This window comes from Sorangium sp. So ce362 (genome assembly GCF_051519845.1).
Classification (GTDB): domain Bacteria; phylum Myxococcota_A; class Polyangia; order Polyangiales; family Polyangiaceae; genus Sorangium.
In genome coordinates, this window is the sequence record NZ_CP150332.1 from 7140653 (window position 1) to 7157550 (window position 16898).

General features: G+C 68.1%; 14 protein-coding genes and 2 pseudogenes. 10 read left to right on the top strand and 6 right to left on the bottom strand.

What is annotated here, in order from left to right; genetic code table 11:
• Positions 1–33: 33 nt before the first annotated feature.
• The 3 genes from WMF17_RS27215 to WMF17_RS27225 form a co-directional block, all read right to left on the bottom strand.
• The gene (locus tag WMF17_RS27215; protein ID WP_437596072.1) at positions 34–1047 is read right to left on the bottom strand and encodes a zinc-binding alcohol dehydrogenase family protein; all 1014 of its coding nucleotides are present in this window, start codon (positions 1045–1047) and stop codon (positions 34–36) included.
• 195 nt (positions 1048–1242) lie between these two features.
• Positions 1243–2274, bottom strand: coding sequence for an amidohydrolase family protein (locus WMF17_RS27220; RefSeq protein ID WP_437596073.1), 1032 nt, complete (start codon positions 2272–2274; stop codon positions 1243–1245).
• A gap of 495 nt (positions 2275–2769) precedes the next feature.
• Entirely contained in the window at positions 2770–2961 is a 192-nt protein-coding gene (locus tag WMF17_RS27225; RefSeq protein ID WP_437596074.1) for a hypothetical protein, read from the bottom strand.
• Positions 2962–3231: 270 nt separating this feature from the next.
• On the opposite strand from WMF17_RS27225, the gene WMF17_RS27230 reads away from it, so the two are divergent.
• The 4 genes from WMF17_RS27230 to WMF17_RS27245 all read left to right on the top strand — a co-directional run bounded on the left by WMF17_RS27230 (position 3232) and on the right by WMF17_RS27245 (position 8278).
• Complete coding sequence (locus WMF17_RS27230; protein ID WP_437596075.1) at positions 3232–4320, top strand: PfkB family carbohydrate kinase; 1089 nt, start codon at positions 3232–3234, stop codon at positions 4318–4320.
• Positions 4317–4988: a bifunctional 4-hydroxy-2-oxoglutarate aldolase/2-dehydro-3-deoxy-phosphogluconate aldolase gene (locus tag WMF17_RS27235; protein WP_437596076.1), complete on the top strand. Its 672-nt coding sequence runs from the start codon at positions 4317–4319 to the stop codon at positions 4986–4988. Before WMF17_RS27230 ends, WMF17_RS27235 begins: the two co-directional genes overlap by 4 nt.
• An 866-nt stretch (positions 4989–5854) precedes the next feature.
• Positions 5855–6919: an aldose epimerase family protein gene (locus WMF17_RS27240; RefSeq protein ID WP_437596077.1), complete on the top strand. Its 1065-nt coding sequence runs from the start codon at positions 5855–5857 to the stop codon at positions 6917–6919.
• A gap of 156 nt (positions 6920–7075) precedes the next feature.
• Positions 7076–8278, top strand: coding sequence for an alpha/beta hydrolase (locus WMF17_RS27245; RefSeq protein WP_437596078.1), 1203 nt, complete (start codon positions 7076–7078; stop codon positions 8276–8278).
• A gap of 51 nt (positions 8279–8329) precedes the next feature.
• Here WMF17_RS27245 and WMF17_RS27250 read toward each other — a convergent pair whose 3' ends face one another.
• Together WMF17_RS27250 and WMF17_RS27255 are read right to left on the bottom strand one after the other, a co-directional pair.
• Positions 8330–8530 carry a hypothetical protein gene (locus WMF17_RS27250; RefSeq protein WP_437604387.1) on the bottom strand — a complete coding sequence of 67 codons (201 nt, stop codon included), beginning with the start codon at positions 8528–8530 and terminating at the stop codon, positions 8330–8332.
• Positions 8531–8576: 46 nt separating this feature from the next.
• Positions 8577–9119: pseudogene (locus WMF17_RS27255) on the bottom strand (glucuronyl esterase domain-containing protein); the annotation flags it as partial.
• A gap of 71 nt (positions 9120–9190) precedes the next feature.
• On the opposite strand from WMF17_RS27255, the pseudogene WMF17_RS27260 reads away from it, so the two are divergent.
• Positions 9191–9529, top strand: a pseudogene (locus WMF17_RS27260) (transposase); the annotation flags it as partial.
• Positions 9530–10459: 930 nt separating this feature from the next.
• On the opposite strand, the gene WMF17_RS27265 reads toward WMF17_RS27260, so the two are convergent.
• Complete coding sequence (locus tag WMF17_RS27265) at positions 10460–11950, bottom strand: HEAT repeat domain-containing protein (protein WP_437644068.1); 1491 nt, start codon at positions 11948–11950, stop codon at positions 10460–10462.
• A gap of 309 nt (positions 11951–12259) precedes the next feature.
• Here WMF17_RS27265 and WMF17_RS27270 point away from each other — a divergent pair, with 309 nt between their 5' ends.
• From WMF17_RS27270 to WMF17_RS27290, 5 genes are all read left to right on the top strand, one after another.
• Positions 12260–12754 (top strand): hypothetical protein, encoded by a 495-nt coding sequence (locus WMF17_RS27270; RefSeq protein ID WP_437596080.1) that lies wholly within the window; start codon positions 12260–12262, stop codon positions 12752–12754.
• A 61-nt stretch (positions 12755–12815) separates the two neighbouring features.
• Positions 12816–13361, top strand: a complete 546-nt coding sequence (locus WMF17_RS27275; RefSeq protein ID WP_437644070.1) for a hypothetical protein — start codon at positions 12816–12818, stop codon at positions 13359–13361.
• Positions 13362–13592, top strand: a complete 231-nt coding sequence (locus WMF17_RS27280) for a hypothetical protein (RefSeq protein WP_437596082.1) — start codon at positions 13362–13364, stop codon at positions 13590–13592.
• A gap of 183 nt (positions 13593–13775) precedes the next feature.
• Positions 13776–14570, top strand: coding sequence for a BPTI/Kunitz domain-containing protein (locus WMF17_RS27285; RefSeq protein ID WP_437596083.1), 795 nt, complete (start codon positions 13776–13778; stop codon positions 14568–14570).
• A gap of 917 nt (positions 14571–15487) precedes the next feature.
• On the top strand, positions 15488–16672 hold the full coding sequence (locus tag WMF17_RS27290) for an alpha/beta hydrolase family esterase (RefSeq protein ID WP_437644071.1): 1185 nt from the start codon (positions 15488–15490) through the stop codon (positions 16670–16672).
• Positions 16673–16898 lie beyond the last annotated feature (226 nt).

Sequence of the window (16898 nt, forward strand, 5' to 3'; positions counted from 1 at the left end):
ATCCCTTCAGTGAAGGCGCCGAATCGCGCACGCTCATGACATGCCCACCATGATCTTGGACGTTCGACCGGGGTGGGCAGCCCAGTCGGCGAGCGCCTCGGGCACGCCTTCGATGGGGATCGATTTCGAGATCAGGATGTTCGGATCGAACGTGCGTCGCTCGAAGAAGGCGATCACGTCCGAGAACTCGTTCAGGCAGTTGCGCGAGCCGAGGATGTCGAGCTCCTTCATCACGAACAGCCTGGTCTCGTAGCTCACCGGCTCTTTGCCGTACCCGATGTACACGACTCGACCGCAAAATTTCACCCACTCCACCGCGTTGCGGTAAGTCGCGGTCGCGCCCACGGCTTCGATCACGACATCCGGCCCGTCGCCGTTCGTCAGGTCCATCACGCGCTCACGTGCATCGGCGTTCCCGAGCACCGCCTCCCGCGCGCCGAGCGCCCTGGCGAGCGCGAACTTTTCGTCCTGCGTGTCGAGCGCGATCACGCGCGCGCCGCGGCTCACCGCGCCGGCGATGGCCCCGAGCCCCACGCCGCCGCAGCCCATCACCAGCACGGTCTCCCCGGCCTCGACGCGCCCTCGCGCCGCCGCGTGAAAGCCTACCGAGAACGGCTCGACGAGCGCGAGCTCCGTGAGGCTCAACTCCCGTGACGTGAAGAGCTTCTGGTACGGCACGGCCACGAGCTCGGTCAGCGCGCCGTCGCGCTGTACGCCCATGGTCTTGTTGTCGCGGCAGGCGTTGCGCCGTCCCGCGCGGCACGAGGGACACCCGCCGCACGCCGTGTACGGCGTGAACGTGACGTCGGTACCGACGCGCCAGTCCGCCTCGACGCCCGAGCCGAGCTCCACGATCGTGCCGGCCACCTCGTGCCCCAGCACCCGAGGGTACGTCACCATCGGGTTCTTGCCCAAGAACGTGTTCAAGTCGGAGCCGCACAAACCGACCCGTTGCACGCGGATCAACACCTCATCGTGCGCCGGTTTGGGCTCGCGGATCTGGCTCACCTGTGCAACCGACGGACCCGTGATCGTCAGGGCTTTCATGATGTCATTGCCTCACTGAGCGACTTCGTTCACTCGCGGCTTTCACGGCGCGCTCCGCAGCCGGGGCCGCTTCGTTCTGCTAAAGAACAGAGCGCCATGTCGAATGGCCGAAGCCGAAGCGACGTGGCGTTGCTCTACGATCCGTGAGCGGGGCGGCAGGCGCCGCCTTCGCCGTGGCGCTCGGAACGCCGCTGTTCAGGGGTGACGCGCGTAGAATTTTTGCGCATTCTTGTACATGACCTTGTCACGTGCTTCCTGACCAAACTCCTTGAGGTAGAGCTCGGCGATCTCGATTTCCGAAGCGAGACTGCCACCCATGTCGACCACGGGCCAGTTGCTGCCCCAGATCAGCCGGTCTTCGCCGAAGGCCTTCATCAGCACGTCGAAGTGCGCCTTGTACGACGCGAGGTCGGTCGGCGCCTTCCAGGGATCGTCCTCGGTGGCGGCCGGGTTGTACATGTCGAAGAACGACGAGAACTTGATGTAGATGTTCGGGTGCCTGGCCAGCCGCTGCATCGCATCGACCCAAGCCGGATCCGGCGTCGGCCCCTTCGCGCCCGCCAGGTGATCGATGATGATACGGAGCTTGGGCACCGCGGTTGCGAGCGCCTCGACCTTGTCCTTCGGGTTCAGGGTGCCGCGGCTGATGATGTCGAGGGTCATGCCCTTGGCCGCGAGCTCCTCCAGCGAGGCGAGTTGCTTGGCGTCGAGCGCCAGCTTCGGGCTCCAGAGGAAGCCGCGAATGCCGACCACGCGCGGGTCCGCGACGAGGCGCGCCAGATCGGCGCTGAAGCTCGGCGAGCCGATCTCGAGCTGCGCGACGAGGAACTTGAAGAAGTCGTTGCCCTTCGTCGCCTCGAGGACCTTGAAGTTGTCGTCGACGACGGGGCTGGCTTCGACGATGCCGGTGCCGATGATGCCATTCTGCTTCGCGATGGCTTCATACTCCGGGGGCAACACGTCGCGGTAAATCGGCTTCTGCTTGGCTTCCGGCCAAACGACGCCGCCCGGACGCGTGACCTGGTAGAGATGGATGTGCGTGTCGAGGATCGGACCACGCTGCTCCGCCGGCACGGCCAGCGGGGCCGCCGCTTTGCTCGCGTCGCCCGCCGTCTCGGGTGGCGTCGCGGTGGTCGCGGAAGACGACGCACACGCCGCGAGCGGCGAGAGCGTCATCATCAGGCACAACTTGGCGAAAGTCGCCGGAATACTCGTGAGTATTTTCATGGTGGAGTCTTTTTGGAGTCGGTGCCGAACGCGATCCCGATAGCGGAGGTGTCGCTGCGCATGACGACCCCCTTATGGCAAAGCAGAATAAGGAGGCCTCAATGTGAACGTTCACATGAGCGATGTCAACACCAATCCGCCCCTGAGGCCAAGCTCGGACTCGGGTGACGGGCAAGTCTCCTCCGGAGCGCCGCGGCAAGAGTGGCGGGCACCGGGCCGCGGTTATGTTCGATGTAGATTCCAATTTCCAATCCGCTTGCCCCCGGTTAAGGGCCTATCCCAGTAGGGAGCATCTGGGATCACCGCTGTCGCGGGCGAGCTGGACGATTCGGTCCCGGTCGTCGCCGTCGACCAACACGACGGCGCGGCGGCGGCGACCCGCCATCTCCTCGACCTTGGGTCATGGGCGCCGTGGCCGGCCGCCGCTGCGCGCCCATCGGGATCGAGGATGGCCTCGCGCCGATCCTTTTTCGTTGACACTCGCAATGTGAACGTTCACAATTTGTCTTGGGGTTTCTCTTCGCGCTCCCCTGAGCAGGCCATCATGCGCGGCGGCTCTTCATCCCTGGGATCGGGATCGATCACCAACCCTGGAGAAGCGACGCTGGAGAACTGTTCGATAATTTTTCCAGCATAGTCGCAGCGCAGCGCCGCACGCTGCCGGCTCGCTTGCCACGCGCACGGCATGGGGCATCGGAGACTGTGTTGAAAGCCTTGTCAAACAGCCCGCTAGTTCAATAACTCATCCATGCATCGAAGGGGCGGCGTTCACTCCACAGCCTGCGGGGCAGAGCTCGGTCGCCTCGACATCCTCGTGAGCAACGCGGGGCGGATCCGCAGGTCGTCAGCCGCCCAGCACTCGGACGAGGACGGCGCTGTGCGCAGAGGCAACCAAGTACATCCACGGCCACGCGCTGGTCGTCGACGGCGGCTGGATGAGCCGTTGAGGAGAAGAAGATGCAGATTCGCAGTGCAAAAGGTTGCCAGTGGGACCAGGTGAGCCTCGGCGAGGTGATGCTGCGCCTCGACCCGGGTGAGCGCCGCGTCCACGCGGCGCGGACGTTCGACGTCGGGGAGGGCGGGGGAGAGTACAACGTGGCGCGGGGGCTCCGGCGCTGCTTCGGGCTCCGCACCGCCATCGTCACGGCGCTCGCGGACAACGCCGTCGGGCGCCTCATCGAGGACCTGATGCTCCAGGGCGGGGTCGACACGTCCTTCCTGCGCTGGGTCGACTACGACGGCGTGGGCCGGGACGTGCGCAACGGCCTCAACTTCACCGAGCGCGGCTTCGGGCCCCGCGCCGCCGCCGGGTGCTCGGACCGCGGCCACAGCGCGGCGTCCAAGCTCAGGCCCGGCGACGTGCCGTGGAAGACGATCTTCGGCGAGCGCGGCGCGCGCTGGTTCCACACCGGCGGCATCTTCTGCGCTCTCTCGGAGACCACGGCCGGCGTGGCGCACGAGGCCATGGAGGTTGCGCGCGCGCATGACGTGCGGATCTCCTACGACCTCAACTACCGGCCCTCGCTGTGGAAGAACTTCGGCGGCCAGCGGCGGGCGCGCGAGGTCAATCGCGCCCTCATGCCGTACGTCGACTGCGTGTTCGGCAACGAGGAGGACTTCGTCGCGGGCCTCGGCTTCGAGGTGTCCGGCGTGGACAGCAGCTACAGCCAGCTCGACACGAGCGGCTTCCGCCGGATGATCTCCGAGGTCGTCGCGGCGTACCCCAACATCTCGGTCGTCGCCACGAGCCTCCGGTCGGCCAGGACCGCCAGCGTGAACGGCTGGGGTGGCATCCTGTACTACGAGGGCGAGTTCCACGAGGTCCCGCAGCGAGACATCGAGATCCTGGACCGCGTGGGCGGCGGCGACTCGTTCGCTTCGGGGATCATCTATGGCCTCTTGACCGAGCAGAGCCCGCAGTGGGCGCTCGAGTGCGGCGTCGCGCACGGCGCGCTGGCGATGTCGACCCCGGGCGACACCTCGATGGCGTCGCTCGCCGAGGTGCGGAGGGCCATGAGCGGAGCCGGCGCGAGGATCGAGCGATGAGCAGGGAGCAAGTCGTCCGCCGCATCGAGGAGATCGGCATCGTCCCCGTCGTGCGCGCGCCGAGCGGAGAGCTCGCCGTGCGGGCCGCTCGCGCGCTGTGCGCGGGCGGCATCGAGGTCGTCGAGATCACGATGACCGTCCCCGACGCCCTGTCCGCCATGCGCGAGATCGCCTCGCGGATGGGGGACCACGTCCTCGTCGGCGCGGGCACCGTGCTCACCGCGGACGCGGCCCGCCGGTGCATCGAGGCCGGCGCCGAGTTCATCGTGAGCCCGGGGCTCGACCTGGAGGTCATCCGCGCGGCGCACGATCTCGGGAAGGCGGTCTTCCCGGGGGCGCTCACGCCGACCGAGGTGATCACCGCGTGGAACGCCGGCGCCGACACGGTGAAGCTGTTCCCGTGCTCCGCGATGGGGGGCGCGAAGTACCTGCGCGCCCTGCGCGCGCCGCTCCCGGAGGTGAAGATGATGCCGACCGGCGGGGTCAACCTGACGACAGCCAGGGATTTCATCGAGGCCGGCGCCGTGGCGCTCGGGGTCGGCGGCGAGCTCGTGGACGCCGCGGCGCTCGCGGCGGGCAAGGACGAGGTCCTCACGGAGCGCGCGCGCGAGTTCATGTCCGTGGTCAGCGCCGCGCGTGCAGAGCTCGAGAACAGCGCGCGGGCGTAGAGAACAGCTCCGGCGGGCGGTGCTCGGCGGGGCAAACGCAGCACCCGCCGGCGGTGCTGCAGCCCCTCCACGTGGCCGTCTAGCTCCTCCGTCGACGCCCTGATGCACGGATGCCGCACCCTTCGCGCCGCCTGCGACGAGGATCGGGACATCAACCGGGCACTACGCAGGCTCAGAGCACCTGACGATACCCCGCTGACACCGTGGCACCGCTCGCGTGCCCGCTCGCTCGAGTGATCCTCGGGTAGCGGCGCGGTGGTCGAGGAAGACGACGCGCACGCCGCGAGCGGCGAGAGCGCCATCATCAGGCACAGCTTGGAGTCGGATGGCTGGCAAGTCTCCTCCGGAGCGGCGCGTCAAGAGGGCGGGCGCAGGGCCACGGTATTGTTCGATGTGGATTCCAATTTCGGGATCGGGGCTCGCCTTGCGCCGGTTCATTTGAGTTGACACGAACAATGTGAACGCTCACAATTTCGTCTCAGGGTGTCCTGCCGGTTTGTCCCGGGTAGCCGTCGTGCGCACCGGACTCTTGGTCCTTGGTATCGGGATCGATCTCTGCACCGATTCTGCTCGGGTGTCGTGAACGCAAGCCATGGCGAGATCGCGGGGGCTCGCCCGCGCTGCGCGCGCTCAGGCGGGGCCGATCCAGGTGAGACAATCCAGGCGGAGGGAACAGCATGGCGATAGGTAGGACGAGTTCGTGGTTCGGATTGACGATGACGGCGTGCCTCGCCGGCGCATGCGGCGGCGCGCAGACCGTCGACACGCCCCCTGCGGCAGCGCCGCCTGCGCCGACGGCGGCCCCCGCGACGGGCGCCTCTCCAGCGGCCCCGGCCGCCAGATCCGAGCTACCTGGTGGTGAAGCAGTGAACGCAAAGCCCGCTCCCGTCTCCAAGTCGCCCTTCGGCAACGCCGATGGCAAAGAGGTGATCCTCTACACGCTCACGAACGCGAACGGCCTGGTCGCGAAGGTGATGACCTACGGCGCGACGGTGACCGAGCTCCACGTCCCCGACAAGACAGGGAAGATGGGCGACATCGTCCTCGGCCACGACAACCTCGACGGGTACCTGAAGAGCAGCCCGTACTTCGGGGCGACGGTCGGCCGCGTGGCCAATCGCATCAAGAACGCGCAGTTCCAGCTCGATGGCAAGACCTACAAGCTCTCCGCGAACAACGGCGCCCACACGCTGCACGGCGGCAAGAAAGGCTGGGACAAGGTCGTCTGGGACGCGGAAGCGACCGAGACGCCGGACGGCCCGTCCATCAAGCTCACGTACGTATCGAAGGACGGGGAAGAAGGATACCCCGGCACGGTCAACGCGACCGCGACCTACACGCTCACCAACAAGAACGAGCTCAGGGTCGAGATGTCGGCCACGACCGACAAGACCACGATCGTCAACATGGCCCACCACGGCTACTGGAACCTGGGAGGGCACGGCTCGGGCTCCGTCGCCGACCAGGAGCTGATGCTGCACGCCGACAGCTACACCCCGCCGGACGCCACCGACATCCCCTCGGGCCAGATCAAGCCGGTGAAGGGGACGCCGCTCGATTTCACCGCCGCCAAGCCGATCGGCAGGGACCTGAAAGCCGTGGGCGGCAAGCCGGTCGGATACGACCACAACCTCGTCATCAGCGGCGACCCGCACAAGCTCCGCGAGGCGGCTCGGGTCAAGGATCCGAAGACCGGTCGGGTGCTGACGATCGAGGCCGATCAGCCGGGGATCCAGTTCTATACCGGCAACTACCTCGACGGGTCGATCAAGGGCAAGGGCGGCGCGGTCTACGACCAGTACAGCGGCTTGTGCCTCGAGCCGCAGAAGTTCCCGAACTCGATCAACGTCCCGGCCTGGAAGAACGAGGTCATCCTCAAGCCAGGCCAGCGCTACGCGCAGACGGTCGTCTTCCGGTTCACCACCGAGTAGCTCGTCGACGGTCACCCGCGCTGCCTCGCCGCGCCTGCGCGCTCACGCGAACGTCACGATCGGCTTCACGTCCGCCGACCGGCGCGCGAGCGCCACGGCCCGACGTCCGTGCCGCACACGCCGATGGCGGGCGGCAACCCAATCCCAGGAGGATTCATGACCCGCTCGATCCCATGCAGTATCTCGCTCCTTGTCGCGCTTGCAATCGCTGCTTGCGGGTCCGACAACGACGCCGCCGACGGCTCGGGCGGCAGCGGAGGAAGAGGAAGCAGCAGCGCTTCGAACAGCAACAGCAGCAGCAGCTCTTCGGACAGCAGCAGCTCTTCGAGCAGCAGCGGCAGCACCTCGGGCGCGGGCGGCACAGACGACCCGAACCCGAGCGGCGGGGGAGGACAGGGCGGGACGGTCGATCCGGTCGGCACCGAAGGCGACGGCGATTTCGAGATCGGGCCTGACTACCAGGACGCCCCGGAGATCAAGAGGGTCGACGGCGTTCCCCAGGGGCGGACGTTCACGTTTTCCCTGTCGTCGCGGGAGAGCGAAATCTTCACCGGCCACGATCCGACTTTGAACGACAACGCCAAGGGGGATTTCAACCGCCGCGTGGAGGTCGCGATCCCCGCGACGTACGTCGACGGCGTGGAGGCGCCGTTCATGGTCGTCCAGGACGCGCGCGACAGGAACGAGATCATCAACACGATCAACAACCTCGTCGCGGACCCGAACAACCGTTTCCCGAGCGTCATCGCCATCTTCGCCGCGAGCGGAGGGGGCGACTCGTACGGCAGCGAGCGGGGGCTCGAATACGATACCATGTCGGACGCCTATCCGAGGTTCGTCGATACGGAGCTCCTCGAGGCGGTCAAGAACGACCAAGCCGTCCACGCCGCGTACCCCAACCTGAAGTTCACGAGCAACCCGGACGGCCGCGCCACGTACGGATGCAGCTCGGGCGGGGCGGCGGCGCTGACCATGGGCTGGTTCGGCCACGACACCTACCGCAAGATCGTCACCTACTCCGGCACGTTCGTCGACCAGCAGAACCCCCGCGCGCCCACCGAGGCCGAGTACCCCGACGGCGCCTGGGAGTACACGGAGGGGCTCATCCGGGAGAACCCGCCCAAGCCGTTGCGCGTCTTCCTGCAGGTCGGCGAGAACGACCTCGGCAGCACCAGGGATGAAGCCAGCCACCACAACTGGGTGATGGCGAACCAGCGCGTGGCGGAGATCCTCAAGGAGAAGGGGTATCATTACCGCTTCGTCTACGCGAAGGGCGCCGCCCACTGCGACGGGAGAGTGATCAGGCAGACGCTCCCCGACACGCTGCGCTGGATGTGGCGGGGCTATCCGGTCGATTGACGGTACGAACCGGTGGCCTGGGTAACGGTTCAGACCGGCAGCCTTGGCTACCTAGGGAGTGTCCTTGCGCGGCGGGATGACGTCGAAGCGCCGGGTCCCCGGCTTCCCCAGGAGGACCTGATCGGCAAAGTCGAAGATGGCGTTCCAGTCCTCCTCGGTGGCGCCGTGCCCGCCGGGCCGGAAGTTCAGCCCCACATGCTCGGGGACGCCGAGGAAGTCGTACACCGGTTGAGCACCGAGGTACGACTGCACGGCCGCGTAGGCCCTTCCGTACTGATCTGTACTGATCTTTGAGCGAGTTGCACATGATGAAGAGCCGCGGCGCGGTGAGGGCGGGCAACCAGTGTTGGTCCGAGGGAAGGCGCTCCGTCCGGTTCCTGAACTCCGGAAGCAGCGGCCCGAACCAATAGGTGTTCTGATCGACGATCTCGGTGATGCCTTGCCCGAGCCCGCCGCCCATCTCGGCGCCGGAGAACCGGAAGGCCATGCCCCCCGCCACCGGGGCCGTGAGCGCGATGCGCTCGTCGAGGGCGCCCGCGAGCAGGACCGCCTGGCCCAGGCGCGACGTGCCCGTGATCATGATCTTGTCCCGATCCACGGCTGGATCGGTCATCAGATAGTCGACAGCGCGGGAGATGCCCCAGGCCCACGCGGAGATGTCCCTCCAGTCGTGGTCCGGGTACGCCGGAAAGAACGCGGTCGACGCGTAGTCGCGGGAGTCCGCGCCGAGCTCCTGGTAGCTGGTGCTACGTCGCGGTAATCCCAGGCGTTTCAGGCGTGGAAGACCTGCCTGATCGCAGAAGGCCCGTTCTGTCAATGAGCTCGTACCGTCGGACTGCACGAGTCAGGAACGGCTCCGAGAATCTTGACTTTGCGGAACGCGTTTGCTTGTCCTATCCGCCCAACCCCGCTGCCTTCGCTGCGCTGCTCGACGCGCTCTACCGCAAGCCCTGGGTGGTCTACGCCAAGCCGCCCTTCGCTGGGCCCGAGCAGGTCTTTGCCTACCTCGGTCGCTATACCCACCGCGTCGGGCTGTCCAATCACCGGCTGCGGTCGATGGATGAGCGCGGCGTGTGCTTCCGGACCCGCGGAGACAAGACCGTGACGCTCTCCGCGGAGGAGTTTCTGCGTCGCTTCCTGCTGCACGTGCTGCCTCATCGCTTCGTGAAGATCCGACACTTCGGCCTGATGGCTGCGTGTCACGCCACCACCACGCTCGAGGTGGCACGCACGAGGATCCTGGCGGCGCCAGACGCAGCGCAGCGCGCTGTCGGGGGAGATGAGCACCGGGAAGGTAGCTCTCACGAGCGCGAGCCCTCTGCGCGCCACGTCGTCAAGGTCGACTGGTGCACGCTGCTCACCGCGCTCACGGGGATCGACCTGTTCATCTGTCCTCGCTGCGGCCAGGCTGCGATGGCTCGCCGCCCGCTGCCGTCGTGCGTCGTCGCCTCTTCCGCTGCTCCTCCGGACACGTCATGAGCATCGCTGGCCTGGGCAAGAGCAACAACACCACCTCCGTCGCGTGGCGGTCAGGCATCGATCCGCCTTCTGCGCCGTCCATGTCGGTGGCGTGCGTGCTGCTGGGCCTCCGTCGGCACCGCGCTCTGTCTCGGCACGTCTGCGCCCGACGTCGTGGCGGCGGGATGCACCACCCGTGCAAGCCCCGCCGCACCCGCCCTCTGCTGCCTTCTCGGGCAGGATCCCCATAGACCTCGCGACCGCCTCGCCCGGCCGCGAACCGGCCCGGTCCAACGCCCTTGGGGCGAAGGCCGCCACCGAAGTGCTCTCCTGACGGTTGGCGGATGCGGCCCGACAAGGCGATGAATCAGACGGGCTTTGCCCGCTGAGTATCGCCAGGGCGTTGGGCCGGCAGAGCGCGGGGACGCAGGCACAATCCCGACACAGGCGGCAGCGCATCGAAGGGTCCGGCAACGGGGCGGCGAGACAGACGGAAACTATGAAAATCGCGGCTGTTTCCGGCGTTCGCTCGTGGTCGAGCGGTTCTTCTGGCGGGATCTCTGACGCACGGAACCAGGTCGAGGCCTGACGCGCCGTCGCTCTCCTCGCCTGCGCGGGGAGCACAGGGCGATGCATTCCGTCTGACCGAGTACGCGCAGGGCGCTTATAGCTCAGCTCCCCGCCGGCGGAGACCTCCGGAGGCCGCGCCGCGGTCGCCGCGCTTCAATGCTGCGCGCGGCGATCGATCGCCTCGATGGCCATCCGGGCCGTGTCGCACACGCGGTCAACGTTGCTGCGGGTGCCGGTCGCGGTGCGCTCGAACGGCTTGGTCTCATCCTCGAGCAGCCGCTCGAGCGCCGGCCGCACCCGCGCGTCGCCGACGTCGCCCAGCATGCGCGCGGCGTCCTGGCGCACGAACGGATCGGCGTGCCTCGTCAGCTCGGTCAGCACCTCGAAGCCCGCGGCGCGGTCCTGCCGGACGAGCGCCCGGCAGGCGCTCATCCGGTGGGAGCGCTCCTCGCCGAGCGCGAACGCCCGCAGCCGCTCCACGAGCGCCGGCGCGTCCACGTGGACGAGCACCTGCAGGCCGTACATCGCCACGCTCGGCTCGGCGTGATCGAGCATCGCCGTCGCGGCGGCGACGAACGCCGCGGCCTCCGACGGCGGCACGCCCCGGCTCGCCATGCCCGCGAGGCGCCAGCCCGCGTCCGTCGCCACGCCCTTGCGCGGGTCGCGGGCGCGCGGCGCGAGGTCGGCCAGCATGATCACCTTCGCCTCGTCCAGGGCGCGGAGGGCCGCCGACGCGATCGAGCCGTCGGCGTCGTCGAGCAGGGCGCGGGCATCGGCGGCCCAGCGCGCGGGATCGCCCTTGCTCACGACCTTCAGCGCCGCCCGGCGCGGCCCCGGCTCCGGATCGCGCAGGAACCGCCGCGCCCGCGCCCCCGCGCCGTCGTCGAATTTGCCGAGCACCTGGAGCGCCTGCTGCCGGACGCCCGCCTCGGGGTGATCGAGCCGCGCGATCACCAGCTCGAGCGTGTCCCCGCCCAGCCGCGGCAGCTGGCACATCGCCGCCAGCGCCGCCGCCACGCGCTCGCCCCGGCGCAGCACGCCGGCCAGCTCGGGCTCGAAGCCCGGCATGCCGGTGCCGAACCAGTGGAACTCGTACCCGGCGAGGAGCTCGTCGAGCCAGCGCTCGTACCAGTCGAGGAAGCCCTCGTTCTCGGGGAAATACGGGCGCCCGCCGTCGAGGTCGACGTACACCACCCGGCCGCGCGCCGGCCCGGTGACCACGAGCTGGCTGAAGTAGCTGCAGCCCTGCATGCCGAGGCTCAGCGTGCCCCGCAGCGCGCGGTCCATCGCCTCGTCCTCGCCGGGCAGGAGCACATCGAGCCAGTCCTCCCCGGGCGGCAGCGTGTCGGGGTGCAGCGGGCACGCGGTGTCGAGGTCGTCGATCGCCTCGTACCGCGCCTCGTCGCACCGCGCGAGCGTCAGGAGCCCGTAGAACGGCCCGGCCCCGCCGTGCCCCACGTGCAGGAGGAACGCGCGGTAGTCCTCGGGCAGCCGCGCCCGCCGCGCGGCCTCGAACGCCGCCACCTCGGCCTCGGTGGCCGGCGGCTTCAGCTCGAAGCGATGAGCGTCGCTGCCAAAACACGAGAGGCCCCGCTCCCGGACCGCGGTCAGCTTGGTGACTATCCCATCGAGGCGCTCGCGCACGGCCTCACGGTAGCACCCGCGAGCGCCGCCGCGCGCCCGCCGGATCACGGCGCCGGGCGCTCGACGGGGGCGGGCGTGGCGCCAGAAGGGCGCCGCGAGGCACGCGCGCCCGCCGCCTGCGGCTGCGCTGGCGGACGTGTCCCCGCGATCTCTGGTAGGCTCGCTGGCCGTCGAGCCGCGCCGACCTCCCGAGCGGAGCGCAGGGCCTCCTGCGGATCGCGAAGGAGCCCGGCGCCATCGTCGTCCGCGATCCGCGGGACGTGATGGGCCCGCGCGACCGCCGCGGGTCGGACTTCATCGCTGCAGCCGATGTCCTCTTCGTCTCTTTCTTTCACCGCGCTCGCCGCGCTCGCGCTCGCCGCGACGGCGGCCGAGGCGCGCGCCAGCGCCGCGGAGGGCGCGGCGAACGCGGGCGGCGTCGAGCTCGACTGGATCGCGCCCGGGGAATGCGCGGATCGAGGGCGCGTGCTGGCCGAGATCGAGCAGCGCCTCGGGCGGTCGTCCGAGGCGAACGGCGAGCCGCCGCTCAAGGCGCGCGCCGTGGTGTCCAGGAACGAGCGCGGGTCGTGGGACCTCCGCCTCACGACGGCGCTCGGCGAGACGACACGGTCGCGCGAGCTCCACGGCGAGACCTGCGCCGAGCTCGCGGACGCGGCGGCGCTGATCATCGCGCTCGCGATCGATCCCGACGCAGCGAGCCGCGGCACCCCGACGGCGGAGCCGGACACCGGCGCGGCGCCAGGCGACATCTCCGGCGCGGGCCGCGTCCGCGCCTCATGCGCGTTCCGAGAAAATCTCGACTGACAGAGACGGATGTTCCTCGCGTCGGTCATGTAGCGATGGATCGCAAGAGACAGGAGGAACCATGAATCGTTCGACCCGCGTCGCGCTCGCGTTGCTCTTCGCGGCTGCCTCGCTCGGGAACACCGGCTGTCAGCCGCAGGATCTGCCCATCGGCGGCGATGAGGCCAGCTCGGGCGGCGGTGAGGCCAGCTCGGGCGGCGAGGGATCCGACGCGGCCGCGCTGCTCGTCGCGCACTGGGAGGGATACGTCGAGAACTTCGAGTTCCGCTCGGGATCGGACGCGGTGCAGCTCGACATCGATACGGTGGAGCGTTCGGCGATCCAGGGGACGGTGCGCTTCGGGGCGGGGCCATCGATGCCCCCGCCCACGGATCCGGACGTGGGTTATCCCCCGAACCCCGGGATAGAGGTTGGTTACGCGCTCGGCCTGCGCTACGATGGCTTCGATTTCACGCTACTGGGCGCGCACCTCAGCGAGAGCCGGCTGCGTTTCTCGATCGCACCCACAGAGCTCTGGAAGGGCTGGTGCGAGCTCCAGACGCCGCGCCTTGTGGTCACCCGGGGCGGCCGAGAGCGCACCTATTTCTGCGAGTCCGACCAGGGCTAGTTGCAAGGCAGCGACGGCTGCTTCCTGGCCGATCAGCCCGTCGACTGTGCCTATATCGATCTGTGCATAAAGGATGTTTGCCATTGTGGCGAGTCCGGGTGCACAGTGGACGCGGAGCTCGCGGAGGAACGGGTCGACTTCGATCTTGAATTCGATCAACAGGAGGCGAACGGCAGCATCGCGATCGAGAGCGCCATTTTTTACAACGTCCGGCTGACGCGCGACCCCTGACGGCGATCGGCTCAGGGACCGGCCGCCTCGACGACGCCGTCATGGTGTGCCGCGCCGTCTGGCACACCGAGGCCCCTCGCCCGCGCGATCCGGGCCGAGATCGGCGGGCGCATCGACCGGACGCCCGGGCATGCTCGTTGCAACTCGCCCGGCATGCCTCGGCACTTATCCCTGGGTCTTGGCTTGCTTAGCTCCCTTCTGCTCGCCGCAGGCTGCTCCGGGAAGGTGGACCCCGCAGGCTCGGGCGGCGGGGACCCGGGCGGAGGCGGTTCGTCTGCGGAGACCGGCGGCGGTGGCGGCGGCGGGCAATTGCCCGTCCGGTGCCTGCTGCCGGCGGATCCGGGTCGGTGTGACGCGGCGTTCCCGAAATACTGGTACGACCCGGCCGCCGGCGCGTGCAGGGAGTTCACCTACGGCGGCTGCGAGGGCAACGAGAACCGCTTCGATTCCCTCGCGGCGTGCGAGGAGGCCTGTCGGGGCGAGCTGCCCGACATAGGCGTCTGCAACGCGCCGAGCGATTGCGTCCTGGTGTCGCGGGGCTGCTGCGGCGCCTGTGACACGGCCGTCGCCGAGAACTTCAGGGCCATCAACCGCGCCGGGACGAAGCTCAACGAGATCATCCAGGGGTGCGGGGGCGTCGCGTGCGGCGCGTGCCCGGAGGTCACCGAGGCGGAGCGCACGACCCAGTACTTCACCGCCACGTGCGAGGCGGGGCGCTGCGTCGTCCTCGACGTGCGCGCGTCGCCGCTGACAGCGTGCGCGGTCGACTCGGACTGCGTCCTGCGCGACGGCCTCGGCTGCTGCGAGGGGTGCGACGGGACAGGCATCGTCGCCCTCAACCGGAGCGCGGGGCTCGATGCCCTGGTCTGTCCCGCCGGCATGGGCGCGTGCCCTCCGTGCGCGCCCGCGTTCCCGGACGGGATGACGGCGGTCTGCTCGTCGGGCAGGTGTCAGCCGCAGATGTCCCCGACACCTTGAACGACGCGGGACGACGAGGAACGACCAGCGCTCCCGGCGTGTGTGGTCAGGCGCTGTCTCGTGAATCGTGGATAAGGCACTTTCCTGCGCCCACCTGGGCGCCTTTCCAGTCTGGGCGCGTCATCGCCGCGCTGCGCCGATTCCGGTGAAGAGCTCCGGCGCATTGGGCGGGACCGACGGAACCGACGGAACCGACCGCTCCACCGTCGCCTCGCATTGACGCTGAGCGCCTGGCCCCGATAGCCATGTTCCATGGAGCGCTCGTAGATTCTTCTTTCTTCGACCTCATTCACGAAGGAGCTCAGCAGGGTACAGCTATACGGTAGGATGCCTTCCGCTTGGTGCTACGTCGCGGTAATCCCAGGCGTTTCAGGCGTGGAAGACCTGCCTGATCGCAGAAGGCCCGTTCTGTCAATGAGCTCGTGCAGTCGGACTGCACGAGTCAGGAACGGCTCCGAGAATCTTGACTTTGCGGAACGCGTTTGCTTGTCCTATCCGCACAGCTGATGGACCTGGTGGAAGACTTCGCCGAGCCTGGGGTCTCGGTGGTCGCCGCGTGCGCCGCGCTGGGAGTGAGCCGTGCGACGTTGTACCGAGGTACGAGCCCGCCGCGGCCACCGGCGATACGAGAGCGCGTGCCGAGTTAGGATTCTCGTGACCGCTGTCTCATCCGCGTTGACAAATTCCACCTCCGTCGACCGAACGAGAATTCGCCGACGTACTTTGGGTTTCGCAGCATCTCGCGAATGGCGAAGTGCATCCAGCCCGCGCCAGCTCGGCGTCGCCCACGAGCGCCCACGTGCTCACCCGCGGATCGGACCGAGGGAGCGAACAGCGAAGGAATAAATTTATAGACCGTGACTCCGGTACTTACAAGCGGTAGGTAAACCCGTACGTCCCCTTTATGGAGAGGCCTAATGAACCGCGCTTCCCTCGTCGTCATTCTCAACTCGTTCGCGTGTGCCTCGGCGCTCGTCGGTTGCTCGTCCGATTCGAGCGACACGCAGGGCTCTGGAGGTAGCGCTCCCAATGGTTCCGCAGGCACCGGTGCCGTGGCCACGGGCGGCTCGGCCACGGGCGGCTCGGACACGGGCGGCTCGGACACGGGCGGCTCGGACACGGGCGGCTCGGACACGGGCGGCTCGGGCACGGGCGGCTCGGGCACGGGCGGCTCGGACACGGGCGGGGCTGCTGGCTCAGGTGGTAGCGGAGCCGGCGGGGCCGGGTCCGGTGGTGGCGCTGGTGGAGGCTCGGACACGGGTACGTTGTCCGCCGGGTGCGGCAAAACGCCGACCATTGACGCCAGCATGTACAATAACGGCAACCCGATCTCGATTACGGCGGCGAATCGGCAACGTCGATACATCCTGAGCGTGCCGGCCAACTACGACAATAAGAAGCCGTACAGATTGGTCATCGCTTGGCATCAGCTCGATGGAAACGACAAGCAGATGTATCAGCAGAACTACTACTGGCTGAAGGACATCGCCGACGCCGCCAGCAGTACGATCTTCGTGGCTCCCAATGGGGAGAAGAACGGAACGCCGTGCACCGGGACTGGCAACGGGGAAAGCGGCTGCGGGTGGCCCGACTCAAGCGGCTCGAACGTGGCACTCGCGGACGCCGTGGTAGAGCAGGTCGAGCAAAATTTCTGTATCGACAAGAGCAAGATCTTCGCAAACGGCTGGAGTTACGGCGGCAGCATGTCCTACCGGACGGCTTGCTCGCGTCCACTCGATGGAACCGGCACTTGGGGTGTCCGCGCCGTCGCCATCTACAACGGAGCGGCGCAGCTCAGTGCCGGCAACTGCAAGCCGAGCGAAGCGGTCGCCTTCTACGCATCCCATGGCACCAACGACAACGTCCTTCAGTACGGTGGCGGTGTCTCGATGGCGCAGACGTACGCCGGGCTGAACGGTTGCACCTGGAAGGAGCCGACAAGGGCCACCGGAAACCACGTGTGCACCAACTTCATGGGCTGCACGACGGGTTATCCGGTCGAGTTCTGCTCCTTCGTGGGACCGCACACGCCTGATCCGCCGCGAGAGGGTGGTCAACGTTGGCAACCGCAAGAGGTTTGGAAGTTCTTCAGTCAGTTCTAGGCTGCCAAGAGTCGAGCCTAAAACCTCTTGAAAGGTCGGATCGAGTGTGAGCTACAGTGCTTTGTGGAAGCCAAGTTTGCCGACGTGCCCGACGCTCTGTGGCGTCGGATCGAGCCGCTGATACGAGCGGAGCCGCCGAAGCCAGTAGGGTACAGCTATACGGTAGGATGCCTTCCGCTTGGTGCTACGTCGCGGTAATCCCAGGCGTTTCAGGCGTGGAAGACCT

What these genes read in the sequence shown, in the direction of transcription:
- WMF17_RS27270 (WP_437596080.1), top strand. Translation starts at nt 12,260, where the DNA reads ATGTCCTCTTCGTCTCTTTCTTTCACCGCGCTCGCCGCGCTCGCGCTC.
- WMF17_RS27290 (WP_437644071.1), top strand. Translation starts at nt 15,488, where the DNA reads ATGAACCGCGCTTCCCTCGTCGTCATTCTCAACTCGTTCGCGTGTGCC.
- WMF17_RS27215 (WP_437596072.1), bottom strand. Translation starts at nt 1,047, where the DNA reads ATGAAAGCCCTGACGATCACGGGTCCGTCGGTTGCACAGGTGAGCCAG.
- WMF17_RS27230 (WP_437596075.1), top strand. Translation starts at nt 3,232, where the DNA reads ATGCAGATTCGCAGTGCAAAAGGTTGCCAGTGGGACCAGGTGAGCCTC.
- WMF17_RS27245 (WP_437596078.1), top strand. Translation starts at nt 7,076, where the DNA reads ATGACCCGCTCGATCCCATGCAGTATCTCGCTCCTTGTCGCGCTTGCA.
- WMF17_RS27275 (WP_437644070.1), top strand. Translation starts at nt 12,816, where the DNA reads ATGAATCGTTCGACCCGCGTCGCGCTCGCGTTGCTCTTCGCGGCTGCC.
- WMF17_RS27220 (WP_437596073.1), bottom strand. Translation starts at nt 2,274, where the DNA reads ATGAAAATACTCACGAGTATTCCGGCGACTTTCGCCAAGTTGTGCCTG.
- WMF17_RS27235 (WP_437596076.1), top strand. Translation starts at nt 4,317, where the DNA reads ATGAGCAGGGAGCAAGTCGTCCGCCGCATCGAGGAGATCGGCATCGTC.
- WMF17_RS27225 (WP_437596074.1), bottom strand. Translation starts at nt 2,961, where the DNA reads ATGCCGTGCGCGTGGCAAGCGAGCCGGCAGCGTGCGGCGCTGCGCTGC.